This is a genomic window from Sphingobacterium sp. PCS056, assembly GCF_023273895.1.
Taxonomy (GTDB): Bacteria; Bacteroidota; Bacteroidia; order Sphingobacteriales; family Sphingobacteriaceae; genus Sphingobacterium.
Genome location: NZ_CP096883.1, coordinates 2,395,245 through 2,416,101, shown reverse-complemented (window position 1 = coordinate 2,416,101; position 20,857 = coordinate 2,395,245). Strand labels below are relative to the sequence as shown.

General features: G+C 36.5%; 15 protein-coding genes. 9 read left to right on the top strand and 6 right to left on the bottom strand.

What is annotated here, in order from left to right; all coding sequences use genetic code 11:
* Window positions 1-838: 838 nt before the first annotated feature.
* Together MUB18_RS10070 and MUB18_RS10065 are read left to right on the top strand one after the other, a co-directional pair.
* On the top strand, window positions 839-1,222 hold the full coding sequence (locus MUB18_RS10070) for a hypothetical protein (RefSeq protein ID WP_248755805.1): 384 nt from the start codon (window positions 839-841) through the stop codon (window positions 1,220-1,222).
* Between the two features lie 405 nt (window positions 1,223-1,627).
* Complete coding sequence (locus MUB18_RS10065; protein ID WP_248755804.1) at window positions 1,628-3,793, top strand: TonB-dependent siderophore receptor; 2,166 nt, start codon at window positions 1,628-1,630, stop codon at window positions 3,791-3,793.
* Between the two features lie 122 nt (window positions 3,794-3,915).
* Here MUB18_RS10065 and MUB18_RS10060 read toward each other — a convergent pair whose 3' ends face one another.
* Window positions 3,916-5,268 carry an FAD-dependent monooxygenase gene (locus MUB18_RS10060; protein WP_248755803.1) on the bottom strand — a complete coding sequence of 451 codons (1,353 nt, stop codon included), beginning with the start codon at window positions 5,266-5,268 and terminating at the stop codon, window positions 3,916-3,918.
* Window positions 5,269-5,667: 399 nt separating this feature from the next.
* Here MUB18_RS10060 and MUB18_RS10055 point away from each other — a divergent pair, with 399 nt between their 5' ends.
* Complete coding sequence (locus MUB18_RS10055) at window positions 5,668-8,217, top strand: prolyl oligopeptidase family serine peptidase (RefSeq protein WP_248755802.1); 2,550 nt, start codon at window positions 5,668-5,670, stop codon at window positions 8,215-8,217.
* A 184-nt stretch (window positions 8,218-8,401) separates the two neighbouring features.
* Here the strand turns inward: MUB18_RS10055 and MUB18_RS10050 are convergent, their stop codons facing one another.
* Complete coding sequence (locus tag MUB18_RS10050; protein WP_045755068.1) at window positions 8,402-9,808, bottom strand: alpha-L-fucosidase; 1,407 nt, start codon at window positions 9,806-9,808, stop codon at window positions 8,402-8,404.
* A 141-nt stretch (window positions 9,809-9,949) separates the two neighbouring features.
* On the opposite strand from MUB18_RS10050, the gene MUB18_RS10045 reads away from it, so the two are divergent.
* The 5 genes from MUB18_RS10045 (at window position 9,950) to MUB18_RS10025 (ending at window position 15,050) form a co-directional block, all read left to right on the top strand.
* Window positions 9,950-11,353: a sensor histidine kinase gene (locus MUB18_RS10045; RefSeq protein ID WP_248755801.1), complete on the top strand. Its 1,404-nt coding sequence runs from the start codon at window positions 9,950-9,952 to the stop codon at window positions 11,351-11,353.
* An 11-nt stretch (window positions 11,354-11,364) separates the two neighbouring features.
* Window positions 11,365-12,078: a response regulator transcription factor gene (locus MUB18_RS10040; protein ID WP_248755800.1), complete on the top strand. Its 714-nt coding sequence runs from the start codon at window positions 11,365-11,367 to the stop codon at window positions 12,076-12,078.
* Window positions 12,079-12,366: 288 nt separating this feature from the next.
* Complete coding sequence (locus MUB18_RS10035) at window positions 12,367-12,879, top strand: hypothetical protein (RefSeq protein ID WP_248755799.1); 513 nt, start codon at window positions 12,367-12,369, stop codon at window positions 12,877-12,879.
* A gap of 409 nt (window positions 12,880-13,288) precedes the next feature.
* On the top strand, window positions 13,289-14,302 hold the full coding sequence (locus MUB18_RS10030) for an SMP-30/gluconolactonase/LRE family protein (RefSeq protein ID WP_248755798.1): 1,014 nt from the start codon (window positions 13,289-13,291) through the stop codon (window positions 14,300-14,302).
* A 157-nt stretch (window positions 14,303-14,459) separates the two neighbouring features.
* Entirely contained in the window at window positions 14,460-15,050 is a 591-nt protein-coding gene (locus MUB18_RS10025) for an HD domain-containing protein (RefSeq protein ID WP_248755797.1), read from the top strand.
* A 29-nt stretch (window positions 15,051-15,079) separates the two neighbouring features.
* Here MUB18_RS10025 and MUB18_RS10020 read toward each other — a convergent pair whose 3' ends face one another.
* On the bottom strand, window positions 15,080-16,273 hold the full coding sequence (locus MUB18_RS10020; protein WP_248755796.1) for a metallophosphoesterase: 1,194 nt from the start codon (window positions 16,271-16,273) through the stop codon (window positions 15,080-15,082).
* A gap of 47 nt (window positions 16,274-16,320) precedes the next feature.
* Window positions 16,321-17,130, bottom strand: coding sequence for an alpha/beta hydrolase (locus MUB18_RS10015; protein WP_248755795.1), 810 nt, complete (start codon window positions 17,128-17,130; stop codon window positions 16,321-16,323).
* 115 nt (window positions 17,131-17,245) lie between these two features.
* On the opposite strand from MUB18_RS10015, the gene MUB18_RS10010 reads away from it, so the two are divergent.
* The gene (locus tag MUB18_RS10010; RefSeq protein WP_248755794.1) at window positions 17,246-17,485 is read left to right on the top strand and encodes a hypothetical protein; all 240 of its coding nucleotides are present in this window, start codon (window positions 17,246-17,248) and stop codon (window positions 17,483-17,485) included.
* Window positions 17,486-17,551: 66 nt separating this feature from the next.
* On the opposite strand, the gene MUB18_RS10005 is transcribed toward MUB18_RS10010, so the two are convergent.
* Window positions 17,552-19,042, bottom strand: a complete 1,491-nt coding sequence (locus MUB18_RS10005) for a glycoside hydrolase family 32 protein (RefSeq protein ID WP_248755793.1) — start codon at window positions 19,040-19,042, stop codon at window positions 17,552-17,554.
* An 83-nt stretch (window positions 19,043-19,125) separates the two neighbouring features.
* On the bottom strand, window positions 19,126-20,820 hold the full coding sequence (locus MUB18_RS10000) for a RagB/SusD family nutrient uptake outer membrane protein (RefSeq protein WP_248755792.1): 1,695 nt from the start codon (window positions 20,818-20,820) through the stop codon (window positions 19,126-19,128).
* Window positions 20,821-20,857 lie beyond the last annotated feature (37 nt).

Genomic DNA, 20,857 nt, shown 5'->3' with positions numbered 1-20,857 from the left:
TCGCTTTGACACTCTTGCATCAATCAAGATACACCTCATCGGATCAACATGAATATTTACCTCCCATATGCCTTTCGCCTCCATTGATCACCTTGGCATTCTGATTCCGATAAACCAGCAAAGACAATCTGTTACTTATGAGTAGCATCAGCAAATTGTTTAATCGTACATACAGAAGAGCCTTACGCACCACAGGACAAAATGTAAACATATTTTCAAGCTTCATCTTAAAATTGGAATACGTGTAGATTTGAGATGTGTATAAACCGCTTTTCATACGAACTACATCACTCTGATGACAAGGTTTGATAAAGAAAAAATCTACTATACACTTGATTAAACTTTTTTGTTTTACCATGATTTTAATTTTTTGTTGACAACACAAAGATGAAGAGTGGAAAGAAAAAAGATGTCCACAATGGCATCATATGACCAAAATGGCAGAAATAGACCTGATCAGGCGTTATATGACAGGATACATCATTTTTATTTGCGCAAATTAATCACAATGAACATACGAAAAGTGTACGGGGAGTGTACGGGGAGTGTACCGGGAGTGTACTAATTCCCTACCAATAGTGTACTGGAGATGTACTGAAGATATACTAAAAAGCTACTAAAGAGCTACTGTCATCAGTAGCTTTTGGGTTGATAAAACGTTGCTAAATGATAACGTATCGCTACACGTAAGCAGGCGCAATACTGAATTTATAAAAGCTTCAAATAGCAGTTGAAAAATTTGTACAAGGTATTAGTATAAATTAGCGATCGCTAAAAGAAGATTTAAAAAAAATCAGCTATATTCGCAACAGCTCACTAAATCATCGAATAACAGATTTTGAAATTAATTACGACAATATTACTCTTGATATCCATCACCGTGATGACTTTTAGCAAGGCATTTATTGTATTGAGTTTTTATGCAAACCGAAGTGAAATTGCTACAAAATATTGTATCAACAAGAACAATATCACGATGCACTGCAACGGTAATTGCTTCTTGATGAGAGCCTTGAAAAAAGATACACAAAAGCATAAAGATCTTCAAGAAAATTTTTCAAAATCTACCTTATTAATCTGTCATCATCAATTCCCAGTCGTCAAAGACAGTCAGTATTTTCCAATTACATCTCAAAATCATGTGCGACTATCCAACACCCCGATGTGGAAGCTGTACGTTTTTAACAGACAACTCAAGCCTCCTACAGGTTATATGGCATAATCGATTTATTTCCTTAAAAATGCCTTTTCTCGATTTATCTAGCTGAGCGATCTGCATTATTCTAAAACATAGTGTCTTCTCTGTCATTTTTTATATCGACTTCTTAAAAAATAGAAATTACGAAGTCCTATTTTGGGTCTATTCGCACATAGTCTTAAACTGCGCCATATCCTTGCACAGAACAAAAAGATCATATGCAATTCTAAATACGAAGCACAATAGTTAGATGTGCTGAAGTACAGGAATTGATTTTAAAGCAAGGCAAAAAGTTCGAGTTTAACCAAAATCGATTTTGCTACAAATATGCATAAGCAAATACCCGATCCTAATCCAAATTTTAGCAGGTTAGGTCTAGGGTACTGATTCCAAATAATTCTCCATATTTTTCTTACCACGCAAGTACTTATGTTCATACGCATAACACATTTTACACTTTTAATTGTCAATGCAATTATCATTTTTCTTTCCATTCATACAGCACACGCACAGTCCAAAGACCAACCTATATTAAAGCAATTAGATTCGGTATTCGTAAAAGCTCGTGTCAGCGAAAAAGACAGATCAAGCATTCAAACAGCAAGATTAAATATTACTGATTATGAAAATCCACAGGTGACAACTAGTGTAGGACCCAAACTTACTCAAAACAGAAATTATTATACCCAAACAGCCCTGTTGTCCAATGCGACCGGGGTCACTCCAAGTTGGGCTGGATTAGCTCCAAATTTTTCAATTCGTGGCTTTAGAACCCGAAGCAATTTTAGAAATGGTTTAAATGCTTATCTACAATACAGTGATGATAACAGTAACATACAACAGTTAGATGTGATCAAAGGTCCAAGCGGAACCTTGTTCGGTGGCGCAAATATGGTTTTTGGAGGTCTTATCAATGTACAAACTTACGCACCCATCGATAGTTCATTTACAAATTTATCACTTGCGGCAGGTAATAATAATTTGCAACGCTCAAGCATAGAAGTCAACTCCGTTTTAGATTCTAGCCATAAAGCGCTATTTCGCATTTTTGGCACGTATTCTGACAGAAAAAGCTTTCAAGATCAAGGATTAAATAGAAACATATTTTTGGCACCAAGTTTTACTTACCAACTCCATGACAAGTTAAAAGTTAAGCTTGAAGCCGAGTTTTTACGTAAAATCGCGACCAATAGTCCGCTATTTACTCCCGCCAGCCCACTCATAAATAGTCAATTGGTCAATGTACAGAACTCTAAAGATTTGGACCTCGCTTATAACAAATCGTATACGGATAATAGCTTATTATGGAAAACAACATCGATCAATTTCTATGCAAAAATAAGTTACTTAATTTCCGACCATTGGCAATCAGAAACCAATCTTGCTACGACGTACGGTACTTCAAATGGCACTTATCAAACCAATTTATTAGTGACCAATAATACGGCTGTAGCAAGAAAGGTGTTGCGGTACGACGCCGAAGATATCACCAACCACCAAGTACAACAAAATTTTATCGGTAATTTCAGCATTGGCAATTGGGACAACAAACTCCTGATTGGACTGGATTACTATCGCTATAGTTATATGGCAAATTATAAAAGTGCAGGCTATATCGATACCGTATCTATCGATAATCCATCCCTGTCAGCAAATTTATTTAATGCAGATCTGATTACGAAAATAGTGCTGCCCAAACAACCTAACCATACTATATCACCTCAAAACACCTATTCAGCGTACATTTCCGATGTTATCAAACCATTTAGTGCACTATCGATCATGCTAAGTGCTAGATACAGCAGCTTAATCAACAATGGGACAAAAGATGTATCTACAGCAACCACAACAGGGGCATATAAACAGACATCTATGACACCAAAAATAGGTATGACCTACCAGATCATTCCTAAAACATTTACTTTTTTCGCGAACTATATGAGCGGATTTCAGAATATTGCTCCCACAAGTATCAATGGAATTTTATATAATTTCAAACCTCAATATGGTACACAATGGGAATCAGGAGTTAAAATATCTGGCCTTCATCAATTGTTAGATGCAACATTTAGTTATTATAATATTCACGTCCGTAATACCGTGATGGCGGATCAAAATGATGCCACAAAATATATTCAGGATGGTAAACAATACAGCCGAGGTATAGAATTGGATATCCAGATACAACCTATTCAAAATCTATTCATACATGGTGGTGCTGCCTACAATGAAAGTAAAATAACAAAAGCTGAAAACTCAACAACAGGTTTGAGACCCGTTAACTCCGGTCCTACATGGTCTGCAACTTGGTATGTGAATTATGAAACAGCAATCGTCAATGCAAGTAAATGGATACTGGGTATCGGTGGTAATTATGTAGGTCAGGATTTAATCATCAACAGCAAAACGGCAGGAAGCTTCTCTACAGACGATTATACACTGTTTAATAGTACTATTGGATATCAGTACAAGCAATTTTCCTGTAACTTTACCACAGAGAACCTGTTCAACCAACGTTACTATTATGGAGGAAGAGGATTTATCACGCAAGGAAATTTACGTCAATGTATATTATCTATGCGCTTACATTTCTAAAAATCCAATCGTCCTCTTTTAGCTTAAAGAGGACGATCATCCAACTGATTAAATAAGATGATCCATACATTTAAAATTTCAGCTTCCCAACTCCAATACTTCTTATTCATCAACAAGTTAGATTAATTCTTCTTGACACAGCTTCCTCTGGGTTCATCTCCTTCTATCAGCACCATTTCAGAATGTAAAAATTTTGCTGCATCAGCTGAATCTTTCACTTTAATCGCACTGCGCATGATCATCTCTTCTTCATAATCAACCAGTACCGCTTTTCTAATACCATCTTTTTTCCAATGTGATGACCCACATGCGCTTGATATGCCTCTCGCTAATGCAAGTGCATCCAGCAGCGCTTGATTTGCCCCCTGACCTTTAAATGGGCTCATTGGGTGAGCTGCATCTCCGATAAGTGTCACCTTTCCTTTCAACCATTCTGCATCAAGAATTTCTCTATCATACACAGGATAGCCAGAGATCTGAGCTGCCTGGGTCGCAGCTAAAATCTGAGGAATCGGATCATGCCATAGCGTCCGTCGACATGCCTCCTCTTTAAGGGCTTGTGATCCTCGATCGCTCAACGCTTTAGCTTCATTTTCACTCATAGGGAAACTAAGCTGCCACATGACTGAGTCCGATGAATAAGGCATGATATAGATGCGTTCATTCCCATTAGCAGTCTGAAACACAGTGGCAGAATCGAGTAAAGGGCTATGAAAATTTTCTAAAGCACTCAAAGGACATATACCCAATATAACGATACAGCCCAAGTAACGTAAAGGAGCAATATCTTCTCCTATTAACAATCTCCGGACAGAACTGCGAATGCCATCAGCTCCGACCAAAAGATCGGCTTTGGCAGTTTTCACTTCTCCATCAACTTGAAAGCTTAGCAAAAGACCATCCGACTCCGTTTCTTTAAAATCTACCAATTGATGATTCCACAGAACCGTATCATGACTACCTAATTGATCTAAAAGGGCTGAACGCAAGGATTGTCGTGCAATATGCACATTTGAACGCTTATCACCTGTGTTTGTTTTTTCAGGTACCCACTTTCTCATTCCCCATTCACCAATGACTTTTCCGTCAATCGTATGAACGACATGTTTTGTAGATATTACCCCATCCTCTAAGGATAGAATGCCTAACCCTGAAATCGCTTTACTAGCCTGCTGTAAGGTGAGACCATAACCTTGAGAACGCGCATTGAAGTTAAGATCACGCTCATAGAGCGTATAAGGAATACCCCGGTGCAGACAAGCTACGGCTAATGCTACTCCACCGATACCACCACCTACAATAGCAACGTGAGGATAATTTTCATTATTGGCGAGCGGACAACTTGATGACTGTATTAAACCAGAACCATTGCAGTTCAAACAAAGAGAAAGATGTCCTTTTGGTTTAACAGGAGCAACACCATTACCACCAGTTTTTTCAAATTGATCATATGCTGCTTGATAAATAAGTCGCATTTTTTTAGTAAGCTTTCGACTTTTTTTACCCTTACCCTGGCATTCCTGACAAATACACCAGCTTCTTCGTTCAATTTCAGCTTCTTTCACTGCTTTCTATTTTATTTTGACTGCTATATATAATGAGATCTTTTCCACTACTATTACGCATTAAAAAGTTCATTTTCAGCTATAGTGACGATAAACTTATACCTATTGAACATATAATAGTTTATAAGAATAAAACAAATTTAAGACAAATAGTGATGAACAATCCGATAAAAAGAAAACTAAAGTGCTAATTTTTATTCAAGTCAACATTTCGATGCTTATCGAGAAGATTTTTGGCTTTGTTTTATACTGAAATTTAAAGGAGATAAAATAAAGATCCGTATATTAGACGTACTAAACCCTTTTATTATGCAATACCATTTATTACGATTAAGTATAAAAACTTTATTTATAGGCTTATGTTTAACTGTAATCTGCACTCTTTCTTCTGCCCAAAATACATATAAATTCACAGAAGGACTTACGGTAGATATTCCTTACAGTTATGGTCGGGAAGCAGTATATACTGATGAGCTGTTGTCACAATATTACCAACATGGACTCCCTCGTCCCATAGCTGGAAAAACATGGGATGGAACTTCAGAAAAATCTTTATGGATTGCTGCAAAAGCAGATACAAATGGTTTTTTTAGGCGTCAGCAAAATATGGATGCCAACCTGCAGCAACCCAACAATCCTCCAGGGCCTGGCCGTGTAGCTCAACAAGATCAAACCAGCAGGTCGATGTCGACCACTTATAGAGGTCCTCGTTCAAGTTATCTATATCTCACTTATCAATCCGACAAAGTACAGTCTGCATTACTTAATATTAGAGGAAATAGTGCTGTATTAATTAATGGAGAATTGCATACTGGAGATCCATACCGCATGGGATGGTTAAATATTCCATTTCAGTTAAAAAAAGGTTTAAATGAATTTTATGTTAGAGGTTCGTCCATCGCGGCACAGCTGAGTTTCATTAAAAACCAGCTCATCATCGGTACCGAAGATCTGACGCAACCCGATATTGTACAAGGCAAAAATAACCAACATTTGCTCTTAGGTATTGTACTCATCAACAATAGTAATAAAGATGTACATAATCTAAAGATACAGAGCAACACAGGAAATCAAAAAGCATCTGTCATCTCACCCGTAATCAGGGCGCATAGTACTCGAAAAGTTATTGTTCCTATCGATGCCTCAACAATCCATAGCTTAGGAGAGATTCTTTCGGATATTTCAATTTGGAATAAAAGTCAATTAATCGATCAGAAAAAAATTCCATTGAAAAGTGTCAATAGTAATACGCCATATCGGGTCACCTTTATAAGTACGATAGACAATAGTTTACAATACTATGCGGTAAATCCAGCATTGGGTGGCGAAAAATCTGGTGATGCGCTTTTTTTATCCGTTCATGGAGCTGGAGTAGAAGCCATTGGTCAAGCACAAGCATATCAGGCAAAAGACTGGGGAACTCTGGTGGCACCGACCAATCGTCGACCACGAGGATTCAACTGGGAAGATTGGGGGAGAATAGATGCGTTGGAAGTGCTCAGTTTAGCGAAACAAACTTTGCAACCAGATACGCAAAAAATCTATCTAACAGGCCATTCTATGGGAGGACATGGCACTTGGTTTTTGGGAGCAACGTATCCTGACAAATGGGCTGCAATAGCACCATGTGCAGGATATCCAACCTTAAAGGGTTACGGTTCTGCCGACGGATTGATTCCAGAAAAAGGACAAAATGCCTTAGAAAATATATTATTACGATCTGGCAATCAAAGCGACGTAGTAGCATATGCAACCAATTATAAGCCACTTGGGATATATGTATTGCATGGTGATGCAGACCGTACAGTATCCGTAGATTATGCTCGTCAGATGCGTAAGTTATTGGGTACATTCCATCCCGATTTCAATTATTATGAATATCCAGGTGGATCACATTGGTATAGTAATGAAAGTGTAGACTGGAAACCTTTATTTGATTATTTTAAAATACATAAACGAAAAGCTGCCATTGACGTCAATCATATCGATTTCAAAACCGCTAATCCTGGGATATCCTCCTCCTACTATTGGGGTACAGTATATCAACAGGAAAAGCCACTAGATTATTCACATATTGTCCTAACACGAGATCGGGAGAGAGGAACCATAATCGGCAAAACAGAGAATGTAGAGGTGCTCTCGTTGGATTTAGCAGATTTTGATAAAAATGTTGCATTGACTATTGACCTCGATAGTTTAAATACCATTACATACCAAAGGAATACAACGAACGAGTCTTTCATCTTTTTACAAAAAAAAGATCAGATCTGGAGCATCATAACAAAGCCATCATTAGATCAAAAGGGGCCACATCGTAATGGTACTTTTAAAGAAGCATTTAACCATGGGATGGTATATGTTTATGGAACCATGGGTACCAAGGAAGAAAATAAGTGGGCATTAGAAAAAGTACGCCATGATGCAGAAGCCTGGTATTATAGAGGAAATGGAGCATTTGAAATAATCGCTGACCGTGATTTTGAAGCAAATAAATATACGGAACATAACATCATACTCATTGGTAATTCAAAAACAAACAGTGCTTGGGATATTTTATTAAAAGACTGTCCAATTACGGTACTCCCAGGTCAGATCAAAATAGATAAACAAATTTATAATGGAAGTGATCTAGGCGGATATTTTTATTGGAAAAAACCAGGCACACAATCAAGAGCTGTTGGGGTGATTACCGGCACAGGACTTAGTGGTATGCAAGCAGCAGGGGCAAATCAATATTTTGCTGGCGCAAGTGGTTTTCCTGATTATATGTTTTTCAACTTAACTATGTTAAAAAATGGACCGGCAGGAATTATAGACGCGGGATTCTTCACAAATGAATGGAAAGTAAATCAAAAATAAACGAATTGAGATATAATCTTTTAAAATTTATATCCCTTAGCAATGAGCTTATCGATCCTGCAGCGAATTAAGTACCAAATCGTATAGCTATCTTATTATCATGGATAAAATTTTCGCTCAAAGTAGACATTCAAGAGTAATAAAAATTATTACTCTTGAATGTCTTTATATTTAATGGCAAAATTTATGTTCTTTCATGATATATCCCTACCTCTGCCAGTACAACTTTCCCGTTTTTTGGCTTCATATTCAACCGCACTTTTTGACCTATCACAGTCTTAAATTTGAATATCTTGATACGTCCTTGATCTTTCTGCTCAGCAAGGATTGGGTACCACTTTCCGTCTTTAAAATAAACTAGATTGTAAACCGATGGATGATCTTTTCCTTCTGTAATCACAATTGTGTTGAATGCTTTTGATCGTTCAAAAGCAAGTTCCCACCATGGACTAGCAGAAGCGGCAGCATTTGACACCCAAGAACTCCCAAAGTTATCGTCATTTGCAAAATCCATAAGATTCATATCGTCACTCCAGCTCGAATTTGTATATGCTTTTAGTGCCATATTACTTCCTATTACAGGACTTTCATAAGCCGGTAATTCCGAATAAGAGGGTTTATTTTTATACAAGTTTCCGATCTCCTGGAGTGCGATCAATGCATTTTCATCAATAAGTCCGTCAGCATTAGGAGCTACATTAAGCATAAAATTACAATAGGCACCATTGTAAGGGATTATGAAATCATTGACAAGACTCTTGACCTCCTTAACGGGAGTTTTAGGAAATGATTTTTTCCAAAACCAATTCTGTTGAAGTGGTAAGCAAGCCATCGCAGGAAGTTTATTATGTTCCTTGGAGATAAACTGTCCAGCACCCTGTTCATATGATTTAATATCTGAATAGAATAACGCATCACCAGGGTATTTCGCAGAATTAAGTTCCATAACCAAACATTGAGGTTGAAGAGATTTAATATGGTAATAAATATCATCAAAAGGAATATCATCATAAGAAATACGAGACCATGGAGCGTCCCAACCGTCAATTACTAATGCATTAATTTCACCGTAATTAGTTAACAGTTCCGTCAATTGATCCTTGATCATCTGAATATGGTTGCTGGTTATATGGTTAGGTCTAATTTCTTGATGCGTATCTAAAATAGAATAATAAAGCATCACTTTTAATCCATTTTTACGGAAAGCATCAGCATATTCCTTCACTACATCACGTCCAAAAGGAGTATTCATCACATTATAGTTTGTGGTCTTAGTATCCCAGATCGGGAATCCACTGTGATGTTTCGTAGTCAGGCAGCCATAAGTCATATGAGCTGACTTTGCAGCGAGAGCCCATTGGTTTGCATCCAATTTAGGAGCATTGAACAAACTTAGCGAAGCATTCGGATCTGACCAATCCTGATCCATATAGGTTGGCATTCCATAATGGATAAACATTCCAAAGCCTAGATTTACAAAATCAAGTTGTTGCTTCCTTAATTCAGATTCCTTTACTTGAGCCACAATCGTGTTTACTTGCATTAAGCCTAAGATAAGTAACACTGCGGTCAAAAATTTGTTATTTTTCATATGACATCAATAGATTTATAATTTAATTATGCTTCAAAAATAACCTTTATAATACGCTCAAGTGATTAATAGAAGGATAATGAAAACCTAATAAAAGGTTAATGATGATTAGGATAACTGAAATTATCCTAGATTTATAATATGATATTAAGACACAATCCCAGATTTTATAAATGGGTGTTATGCTGTAGTTTTTTTATGCTTTGCTTATTGATTGGTTTTTTGGTATTCAATACTTATCAATACAAGGATAAAAATTTTCAAAATATTCAAAAACAGAAGATCGAAAAATCATATGGTCAATATGTGATGAATGACAAACTATTCCCTGGCGGAAATAAACTGTTTCAACAGTTTTTAGAGCCACAGTTATCAAGTCTATATCGTACATTAGCAAATAATCCAAAGGCACTACAACAGGAACAACAGCAGGTGCTGTCCTCTTTTTTGGGAGAATTGCGCCGATATCAAAACATGGATATGGTGTTTAATGAAATATTAGCAAAACATCATTTGGATACCACATTATCATATAAGTTAGTATTTGATCGATTGGATTTATTATTACCAAATGGACATGATTGGAAGACTTTTTCCCTTAAAGATGACGGAAAAATTAATACCGAGATAGCCGGAAATTTAAAAGATATAAATAATAATAACAAGATACTCCAATTATCCGTCAGTGTAGCGAGTCATGTCGCCTATAGATTTACCTACAGTCTATATGTCGATTACCCCGACAGAATGACAAGAGTATTGATGGATATGCTGCCTGTATTATGTTTTTCGATCTTATGTATACTACTGATTATCACAATTAACTACCTCACCTATCAAAATTGGATCGACCAAAGGAAAGAAACGGAATTAAAAACTGAATTCTTAAATCATATACGGCACGAATTTAATACTCCCATCACGACCATTCTGATCTGTGCAGAAACCCTAAAGGAGCAAAAGGCCATATTAAATACCGCCGAAATTGGATCTTTAGGCAATGTGATAGAGCGGCAAGCCGATCGATTGAAAACTTATTTTAAACAAATCTTAGAATCTGTCTCTTTGCCAAAACAGAAACCTGATTTAAAACAAGAAGATATATGTTCATTAACAAAAGAGTTTTTAAAAGATATATCGCTACGCCATTCAGGAAAAATTGAGGTCAGTTATACTCCCCTATCATTATCTAAAAAGATATGGATAGATTCTTCTTTATATTTTTCTATTTTAGACAATCTGGTGAACAATGCGTTAAAATTCAATCAAAGTGCTTCACCGAAAGTTTCTTTTTATTGGGAAGAGACACAAAATGAGTTAATTTTAAATATTGAAGACAATGGTGTTGGTATCCATCAGGAAGAATTAAAACATATTTTTGAGAAATTCTATCGCTCTAAATCAAGTGGTAAAAAACCAGGTTTAGGTTTAGGACTATATTACGTAAAAACAATTATAGACTTATTGGATTGGGATTTAAAAGTGGAATCTAAGATCGGTAAAGGATCCAGATTTAAATTAATAATAATAATAATACAACCATAACCACGCTACGTATGCATGATAAAAACCATTATTTTGATATACTTTTGGTAGAAGACGAACCCGATTTGGGCTTAGTATTATCTCAATATTTGCGATTTAAAGGTATCAGTGTATATTGGAGCCCGTCTGCTGAAATCGCTCTAGATGAGTATAAAAAAAGAATATATGCTTTAGCAATTATCGATATCCAGCTTCCTGATATGAACGGAATTGAATTAGCAAAACAACTTCAAAAAATTAATCAGAATCAGGCCATCATCTTTTTAACTGCCCTTCATGAAAAAATCGACCGAATGAAAGGCTTAGAGCTAGGTGCGATTGACTATATCGGAAAACCTTTTGAAATGGAAGAGCTCATATTAAAAATTAAAAACTTCTTAAAATTAAAGAAAGAAATTCCAATTAAAGTGGCTACTATCGCCCCTGTTTCAGTAGGAAGCATAACCTTTATAAAAGAGCGTATGTTACTTTCAATGTCCAATGGCAAACAGAAAAAATTAACTGTTCGTGAAACTGAAATTCTTGATTTATTAATTAAAAATCAGAATCAATTGGTATTAAAAAAAGATATTCTTTTGCAGTTGTGGGGAAATACAGATTATTTTAATGGAAAAAGCTTAGAAGTGTTTATTTCGCGAATAAGGAAACTAGTCAATTCTGAAAAAAACATCAGAATTGATAGTGTCTATGGAGCTGGATATATATTTGTGTATGAAGAATCATAATAAATTACCTGACCGATCTAACAATTGTACTGGAATAGTCGTAAACCCATCCTATTTAAATTTTTATTCAAATTATAAATAAGCATGTTCTCCAGTCACCCCTAATCATAAACAAGAGATTGGTTGATTATTGAAAATGGGCGATCACAACTATTCAAACGGCAATTACCTCATAAACAATATGATAAAACTTTAACATTTATTTCAGAGTATAATTGGCAAACTATTTGTTGCAACAGCGAAAGTTTTCATTTTGAAAACGCTCACTTAAAATATCTTATAATGATCATGAAAAAAGTAATTCTACCTTTTCTTACTCTTTTTACTTTATTTTTTGCCACGCAGCAAAAGGCAAATGCACAAACACCCTATCGGACAGCTATTGGGCTAGGAATAGATTTGGGCGATGGGGAGACTTTATTTGGCCCTCAGATTAAACACAATTTTGGCGGAAATGATGCAGTAAATGCACAGGTATTATTTGGGGATCATATCACAGTCCTAGGTGTTGACTATTCTTATAACAGACGTATTCAGGGCGCTCGAGGTCTATATTGGTATATCGGTGTCGGTCCTCAAGTATCATTTATCGATTATAACAAAGGATATAAAAACTATCACTGGAAAAATGATGACACCCATGTGGATTTTGCGATCCGTCCCGCATTAGGTTTAGAATTTAGAATTCCATCTGCACCGTTAGCGATGCATTTTGACTGGAAACCTTGGTGGAATATTTCACATGACGTTAACTTTGATCCATCAAGTTTTTCTATGGGATTTAAGTTCGTTTTAAAATAATTTTTTTGCTTTATTAAAAAGCATTAAAAAACAAAAACTCCTGATCACTTTTTGTGAAGTTCAGGAGTTTTTGTTTTTTACAAGAGGATATCACTTTTGACTCCCTGATTATGAATAGATCAGCACACATTCGTTACCTTGATTAACCTGATCTATTCATAATTTATTGAGATTAGATTTTAGACATGCCTCCAAGCGATTTCTTACAAAAATTTAATCCTACAAACCCACAAAAATTCGTCACTTCGACTAAACCATAAATATTCCTATCTTTACTTAACCTAAAGTGCTAGTAATGATCGAATTCATGATCATTACGTTATAATTCGCTTTGAAAAGGTCAGAAATGACATCATATATTTAAAGCTGTTCAGAATAATTTAATAAAAAAATCAATACAGAAAAAAGAATGACACCCAATAAAATGATCCCAGTTGCTGTACTTATCTTGACCATTCTATATCCCATCACCATGTTCGGGCAAAGTAATTCGAAACTTTTAGATGGTGCGACCATTGAAGTATTTCATCCTGAACTTAATAAAATAATAGATCCTTTTGTAAAGGTAGAATTGCTAGCAGATGGCATGCAGTGGACGGAGGGTCCCGTATGGAACTACGATGAAAATTACCTATTATTTAGCGATCCAAGACTTAATACCATATATAAATGGTCTTTAAAAAATGGACTTGAGAAATTTCTTGAACCTGCCGGATATCAAGGCCCTGATATCTATAGTGACGAACCGGGCACAAATGGATTATTGATCAATCAGGAAGGACATTTGATAGCGTGTGATCATGGAAATAGACGTATCGTACAAATTGATCTTACTACCCGAAAATTTAAACCATTGGGTACACACTGGAATCATAAAAGGTTCAGTTCACCAAATGATATTTGTCAGCATCAACGTGGTGATTATTTCTTCACAGACCCTCCTTATGGGCTTCCGCACAGAGAACGCGATACAGTAAATAGGGAGATTACAGAAAACGGTGTATATCGATTGGATCGTTTTGGAAAAGCTACTCAGATCATCTCCAACCTGACTCGACCAAATGGTATTGCCTTATCTGAAAAACAAGATAAATTATATGTCGCCATCAGTGATCATAAGCAGCCCTTAATTATGGAGTATACGCTCAATAATAAATTGGAAGTTGTTAATAGTAAGATCTTCGTAGATTTTAGGTCAAAATTTCCATCAGAACCGATGGCAGCTGATGGGATCAAAGTACAGGCTGGTGGATATTTATTTGCAGCAGCTGGCAATGGAATCGTTATCTTCAATAGCGAGGGATTATTGTTAGGCAGGATTAAACTTGGTATTGCTACTGCGAACTGTAATTTCGGCGGAGACGGATACTTGTATATAACTGCATCAGATAAATTATTACGTATTCCGCTACTAAAGATTTAACGCATGTACTGCAATTTTTCTATATTTATGGTCAATAAAAACTTTCCGATCAGCTGTGCAAAATTTATATTAACCGCAGGATAGAAGGAATAACTCGTGCAGATAAAAAATTACACCAATCAATACAGAATTGTAGTACAGCTTTTATTTCATCAAGATGGATCTTAAAAATTTACAGCAACAAATCGATTTTATTAAAGAAATTGATAAAGTCAAGTACATACAACGAAAAACCAAACTATTTAATAGTGATCGAAATGAAAATGATGCAGAACATAGTTGGCATTTAGCCATGATGGCAATTATATTAGCAGAGCATTCCAACGAACCTATTGATATTCTAAAAGTTGTCAAGATGGTACTCATACATGATATAGTGGAGATTGATGCAGGTGATACCTTTATTTACGATACTCAGAAAAATCATACAAACACCGACGAAGAAAGGCTTGCGGCTAAACGGATTTTTGGATTACTTCCACAAAAGCAGGCAGAAGGGCTCATTGAAATCTGGGAAGAATTTGAAGCAGGGCTCACTCATGAGGCCAAATTTGCAAGAGCAATGGATCGCTTAGAACCACTGCTACAAAACACCTCAAACAGTGGTGGAACTTGGAATGAATTTGACATTAACTACAGCAAAGTATACGATAAAAAGAAAATAATTGATGAAGGTTCCAAGACGATATGGGATTTTGCTGAAAAACTAATTGATGAGAGTGTGGAAAAGGGGATTTTAAAAAAATAGGCCCTAAGCAAGGTATTGTGCTATTTGTCTTATGCTGTCGCAGAATCAGAACGTTTTAAAGTCAGTACAGTAATTTCAGGCCATACTCCTACCCGCCCCTTCAATTCATGAAAACCAAAACCTCTATTGACGTATAAAAATTTACCATCACGCTGATACAAACCTGCCCATTGCTTATAAAAATATTGAATCGGACTCCATTTAAACCCAAAAACTTCAATTCCGAACTGCATACCATGAGTATGCCCCGCTAAAGTGAGATGGACATGTTTTTCATGATCAACTGTCACCGCATCCCAGTGTGATGGATCATGAGACATCAGGATTTTGAATGAATCTATAGGAATATCTTCCGTTGCTTGAGTCAGATTGCCAAATTGGTGAAAACCTCCCTTACCCCAGTTCTCCACGCCAATTAATGCAATGCGTTGTCCTTGTTTCTGAAGTGTTACAGCTTCATTCAATAACAGATTGAACCCCATCTCCCTGTGTATTTCTTTTAAACGCTGTAGATTAGCTTCTTTACTTGAAACATTATTCCATTTAATATAATCACCATAATCGTGATTACCCAACACTGAATATTTACCATATGAGGCTTTTAAAGCTGTGAAGGTATCGATCCAAGGATCCATCTCCGATGCCATATTATTGACCAGATCACCCGTAAATAATAAGACATCGCTGTTCTGTGCATTAGCCAAATCAATACCCTTCTGCACCCCTCTTATATTACTCAAACTGCCCGAATGGATATCCGATAACTGTGTAATCGTAAAACCATCAAATGCTTCGGGCAGATCTGAAAAATATAGAATTTCCTTTCTGACACGATACAGATGTCTACCTCGGGTAAGCCCAAAAACAATAGCTAAAAAGATCGCTACTGCAATAAAAACGACTATTTCACTCACATAAACACTTCGTGCAGGAAAACCGCGAAACAATCGTCCAATATCTTCTATGAATAGGATCGGAAAAGAAAACAACTTTGGTATAAAAACAAGCAACATTGCTGTAATCAAAATAGAAGCAATGCGTTGAAGATCACTTATTCGTTGGCGAAGAAAAATAATTGATACAATCGAGACAATTATTAAAACGTCAACAAACCAATAAAAAATTGGAATTGATGAACCCGAAAAAAGTGTAACTACAGCTTGATAAAAGTAAATATCACTGATCAAGAATAGTAATAGAAATAAAATAAGTCTTTTTGCCATATCGTCAAACGCTCTTATAGAGTAGACGAATGCCGTGCCAAATTACTTTATTTTTTTTCAAGTGCAGCGATCCACTTTAACAGTAAGAGGCATCCTGGTGCATATACAGCGCCATGATCAAAGCCCTGCAACTGGAAAAGCTCAGTTTGAGGGTGTTTTAAACTTAACAGCACTGCAGCTAAATGAGCGTTTTCTTCAAATCTTGCAGGTATCTCCAATTTAGGGTCTCCTGTGATTAATAAAATAGGAGGTGCATCTTTTCTAGCAAAACTTAAAGGTGCATATTGATCAATGATAGGGATTTCCATTGACTGGCCTCGCTCCTTCTTTATGGTATAATGAGTATTAGTCTGTGCACTGATAGGTGCTAATCCCTTGATGTTATTGGCATCAATACCATAAGATTTCAAATATGCCTTATTCAACCCCACCATCAAGGCCAAATAACCTCCTGCAGAATGACCGGAAACATAAATTTTAGCAGGGTCACCCCCGTATTGACTAATATGATTAAAAGCCCAAGCAACAGCAGCAGCAGCATCTTCAATATAAGCCGGCCCTTTAACTTTAGGGCTTAACCGATAATTTACGGCAATAACTGCCACTCCTTTACCCTGCAATTCCAGTGGAACATATTTAGCACCCTCCTCTAAGCCTCCACCATGAAACCAGATGATCGTAGCAAAATCAGATTTGTTTTCCGGAAGATACAAATCTAATTTACACCGTTCTTGTTTATACAAATCGGAGTCACTCTTCTCTACATAAGAAATATCCTTTAACAATTTATAGTCCTGAGCTGAAAGCGGAAATTGAGTGAGTACGAAGAAGAAGAAGATCAGACTTTTGTATAACATATTGATATATTTTAAAATAAACTAAATTTAAAGTTAATCAATAAATTAAATATAGCAAAAGTAGATACGCTGAAACTTTCATCAGCAATGGTCAACTTATCAAGTAGATCGCTCTATGTTAGATCAATATATAGGAGTTTATTCGTCGAATCAGGTGCCGATTAAACTCACCATAACTAAATCTGGGCACACACTCATTGTACAAGCCACAGGACAGGCTGCCAATGAGTTAGAACCTAGTGAGAAAGATACATTCAAACTCGAGAAAGCGGGTATTGTATTATCTTTTGATCCACAAGAAAAAACAATGGTCTTGAAACAAGGCGGAGGTGAATTTACTTTTACTAAAGAATAACATGCTGAATAGCAACACTATTTTAATAGTACAGCACTTCTTTGTACTATTAAAATAGTGTTAAATTTACTTAATAATTTTTACTTTCAAATCCTTAATACCAACTGGGTGTGAAGACTTCAAATTCAATACATCAAAAGGCTGTTCAACAAAGAATAAGTTGCTCAGATTAGATATTCCTCCATCCGCAAATATCTCCACCGAATTATGATCGACCAATAATCTATAGGAGATCGTTTTATGATCTGAGATACGAGGTGATACCGTACGTTGAATAAAGGCAGAACTAAAATTAGTATTTCCAGACTTAGACCGATCTACATAGTATTGCTGATTTGATTGGTCAAATCCAAGCATTAATTCGTCTCCTTTTTCATTACCCAATAAGATATTAAAAGGAGCAACTTGATCGACGACAAATGACAATTCAAACGCACCATTACTTCCTTTGATATATTTACTCAAATCTAATGACCCATTTTCCAGCGTTGCATCTCCAATCTCTTCCACGCTGCCCGTCCCTGTGATCGGTGTCGAGACCAAATACCAATGGTTCTTGACCTGTTGTAAATGAAGCATTCTTGCTATTGTCATTCCGCTTCGCCAAGTCGATGCTGGCACAGTATTGGCATATTCCCAGTTGCTCATCCACCCCATCAAGATATGGTGGTCGCCAGTATTAGAAAAAGTTACTCCAGCATAGTTGTCAGGTCCATAATCCATCCATCTAATATCGTGCTGATTCGAAGTAAAAGTTTTACCATCAAAATCACCCACAAAATATTGCGTTGCCGAACCAGTATTAGGTCCTCCTGGATTGATGCTCACAAGTAATACCCATTTTTCACCATCAGGCGTCGAAAAGCGAAGTAAATCTGGACATTCCCAAACTCCACCATGTGCGCCTACTTCGTTCCCAAATTCACTGAGCCTGACCCATTCTTTCAGATTGCGAGAACCATAAAAAGTAATCGACTGTTTGGTAGCTAATGTCATCACCCATTGCTTACTTTCGGCGTGCCACATCACTTTTGGATCACGAAAATCCCAAATCCCTGGATTTGGCAACACTGGATTACCTTCATATTTCGTCCATGACTTTCCTTTATCCAAGCTGTAAGCGATACTTTGATATTGGTGCAACCCTGTTTTCTGATTTTCGATTTTATGATTATGATGTGTAAAGATAGCCACTAAGGCATCTTTACCAAATCCAGCAGTATTGTCTTTGTCAATTACAGCACTACCCGAAAAGATAGTCCCGAGGCTATCTGGAAATAAAGCAATAGGTTGTTCTTCCCAATGAATTAAATCCGTACTCGTAGCATGTCCCCAATGCATCGGTCCCCATACAGTCGAATCTGGATTATGTTGAAAAAACAGATGGTAAGTTCCATCTAAAAATATCATTCCATTCGGATCATTCATCCATCCCGCTTTGGGAGTAAAATGATAGGTAGGTCTATATTTTTCATTCTTTACAGACTTTGTTTTCGACGACGTATGACAGCTATTAAATACTGTCAAAACCAATAAAATACCTAATAATTTCCTCATTACCATATACTTTTAAGTTTATAAAATTCCAGATTATCTATCATTACTTTTCCACCTTTTTCCCATAGTTCAATTTAATATTATTAATACCAACCAAAATTTTGGACATATAGTTTTTTACTGAAATTGATTTGCGACAATGGTATCGGAAAATATTCATCTCTACTTTTCTTAAATACCGAAGCTGCCAAATAATTTCGTCGTGTTTTTTCTTTCTGCAAGTAAGCATTGATATATGTATCCGCAATTCCCCAACGTACTAGATCAAAGAACCGAAACCCTTCCATAGCAAATTCCAATCTTCTCTCCCAACGCAATGCCTCACGTGCATAATTTTGATTCCAAGTACAGTTTACCCCATCTACATATGCGGCAACTTTAAATTGACCTGTAGGCGCACCTTCACGATCCACCAATCTAAACGTACTCTCAGCTGCCCGTTTCCTGATTTTATTTATAATGGGTAATGCCTGCGTATGTCTACCCAATTCGATCAAAGACTCAGCTTTCCAGAGCAAGACATCATCAAATCTGATAATATCCCTATTTTTACTACTGCTCATAAATGGATTTACCTTTTTAAAACAAGGGTTATCATATAACACCACTTCTTTCAATGACATATAGTTGCCATAAGTTTCGATTTGGCGAACCCAACTATTCTGAAAGATAAAATCAGTTTTATATTTATATGGGAGACCTACGATAGCTACCGTATGCAATAATCTAGGATCCACATTTTGTGTTTTCACCTGTGCAGCAGTTGTTAGATCTAGATTGTTAAATCCTGTAAACTGTGGTAAACCCTCATTATCGGTTTTGAATGCATTGACTAGATTTTGACTTGGTTGATGGAAACCGCAGCAACCATACTCATTGTTCATGGGATAGTTGAGCATAGCACTCCAATCTAAACGACCAAATTCTGTTCCATCATTCAGCGAATTCTGCACTGCAAAAATAGACTCAGGACCATTTTCATATTCACACAGAAAATTAAAAGCAAAATCCTGTGACAAGTCATAGCGTCCCTCAAGTTCCGTGACAAGCTTCACCACTTCTTCCAATTTTTGGCTATTAATACCTGTCACCTGATGTTGCTCATTTTGCTCATATGCCGCATATAGTAAAGCCTTCGCTAGATATGCTTTAGCCATAAATTGATTAGCTCTCCCTTTATGACCCTCCTGTTGTTCGGGCAATGTAGTGGCTGCAAATCTAAATTCATCAATAATCTTATTCCATTGTTCAGTATCAGAATACTCCCGATTGGATAGGGTAACATAATCCTCTGGTGCTAAGTTTTCATCTACAAAAGGGATATACTTGAAAAGTAATTTGAGCTCAAACATATAATGAGCCCTCAAAAACCGCATTTCAGCGGTGCGGATGTCTTTCTTAGGATAGTCAGTTGCATTCAGACCATTTATAACTCGTAAAGCATTGTTTGCACGTGATATGGCAACATATTGTCGATACCACTTTTGATCCAATCCGCCAACATCTACCCGCATAGAGACAAAGGTCTCGTAGAGGTTCCATTCTTCCATATCACCCGTACCAGCACCTCCCTTGTAAGCATCTCCACTCCTCAAATCGCCATATGGCCATAGGCTATTTGTTTTATTATTATAGTTTTCATTACCCAATGAAGAATATGCAGCAATGACCAGATTTTCTGCTGCCTCCACATTATTCAACTGATTTTCGCCCAATTGACCTTTGGGATTGATATCCAGATAATCACTGCAGCTGCTCACTAATATTAGCGATAACACAGTGTAACATATATATATTGATTTTTTCATGACAAGG